This is a genomic window from Enterococcus sp. NPDC086594, assembly GCF_044746145.1.
Lineage (GTDB): Bacteria > Bacillota > Bacilli > Lactobacillales > Enterococcaceae > Enterococcus_D > Enterococcus_D entomosocium.
Genome location: NZ_JBIVBP010000025.1, coordinates 1 through 1,504, shown reverse-complemented (window position 1 = coordinate 1,504; position 1,504 = coordinate 1). Strand labels below are relative to the sequence as shown.

At 38.2% G+C, this 1,504-nt stretch carries 1 protein-coding gene; it reads right to left on the bottom strand.

Features of this window, described 5'->3' with window-relative positions; genetic code table 11:
- Positions 1–60: 60 nt before the first annotated feature.
- Positions 61–1,362, bottom strand: a complete 1,302-nt coding sequence (locus ACIPK1_RS17450; protein WP_400451396.1) for an ISL3 family transposase — start codon at positions 1,360–1,362, stop codon at positions 61–63.
- Between the last annotated feature and the right edge of the window lie 142 nt (positions 1,363–1,504).

Sequence of the window (1,504 nt, the reverse complement as noted above, 5' to 3'; positions counted from 1 at the left end):
GGCTCTTCGACATTTAGTGTTGGTAGAGAAAAATACAACTGAAAATTTAGTCATAACCAGTTAGGCAGCGTGCTTAACTGGTTTTTGTTTTACTTGGAAGATTAAGCCTTGAATGAGATAAATTCTTGCTCGAAAGTTGTGGAAATTTCGATAGCCGTAGGCTACTCGTTTTATCACTTTTATCTTGTTGTTTGTTCCTTCTAATGCCCCATTACTATACCTGGTTTTTAAAGCATATTGAATCCCTGATTTGTATTTATTTAAAAACGTCAGCTTCTTACAAAACCATTGTGGGAGGCGTTGATCTAAGCTGTTGATCGTATCGAAAAAGCTTTGGCTGTCCTTGTGTTTAAAGTGATAGAGGAGGAGCTGACAAGTCTCGTAAGCCCTTGTTAATTGCTCGTCATAACTCAAAAGTTCATCGACGATCGCTTTTTGCGTCATTGGTCTACGAAAGGATCGATCATATTGATAATTGGAACTATCCAGATCATAGGCATGCTTAAGGAGTAATTTCCAGAATCGCTTCAATCGTCGATACTTTGTCGGTTCCGTTTTTTGAAAGCTGTTCATTGTTTTAATTCGCAACTGGTTTAACGCACGAGTGATTTGTTGGACAATGTGAAAGCGATCGGTCACGATTTTTGCGTTTGGGAAGACCGCCTTTACAAGTTCAAAATAAGGGGCATTCATATCCATCACGACGTATTTCACGTTCGCTCGTGCTTTTCGGGTGAATTTAAGGAAATATGGTTTTAAGAATGCAAGGCGACGATTCTCCAATACACCGATCAATTGTTGGGTCTGCCCATTCATAAAGACAAAACTCATTTTTCCGCTGCAGGACTTCATTGATTTGAACTCATCAAAACAAAGGACCGAAGGTAACGTATCAAAACGAGGATGATACGTTTTTAAACAGGTGTGTAGGACACGCAGAACGGTTACGTCAGAGACAAAATAGCGATCGGCAATTTCTTTTCTTGTTGTATTCTTGGCCAGCTCCAAGGCGATTTGAATCTTTAATTCTTTTGAAAGATAGCAGTTTTCATCCACCAAGTTTGTCTGAGCATTGAATGTCGACTGACATTCTTTACAGTAAAAGCGTGTACGTACCAAGCGTAATTCTGTTTTTGTTGCTTGATAAGGCAAAAGTTGGACTTTTGTTTTGTGTGAGCCATTCTTGATGATTTGTCCTTCATTTTTGATGCCACATTTACGGCAATGGCTTGGTATATAGCTAAGTTTGGCATGGATAAGATTGGTGCGAAACCCCTCTTCTTCTATAGTCTCTAACCATTCTTCTTCGAAGAATAAATTTTCATCTGTTAAACCTAACAATTTTCTAGTACAATGATCCATGGAGATATCCTTTCTTGGTTTGGTTTTGTTTTAGACGACTAAATTCTACCAGTTAGGCTATCTCTTTTTCTATCTTTTTTTACAAAAAAAGTGTTGGTAGAAAATCCGTAGATTTTCCACCAACACTAAATATTGTAGAGCC

Coding starts and splice junctions, on each gene's coding strand:
- ACIPK1_RS17450 (WP_400451396.1), bottom strand. CDS start 1,362: ATGGATCATTGTACTAGAAAATTGTTAGGTTTAACAGATGAAAATTTA.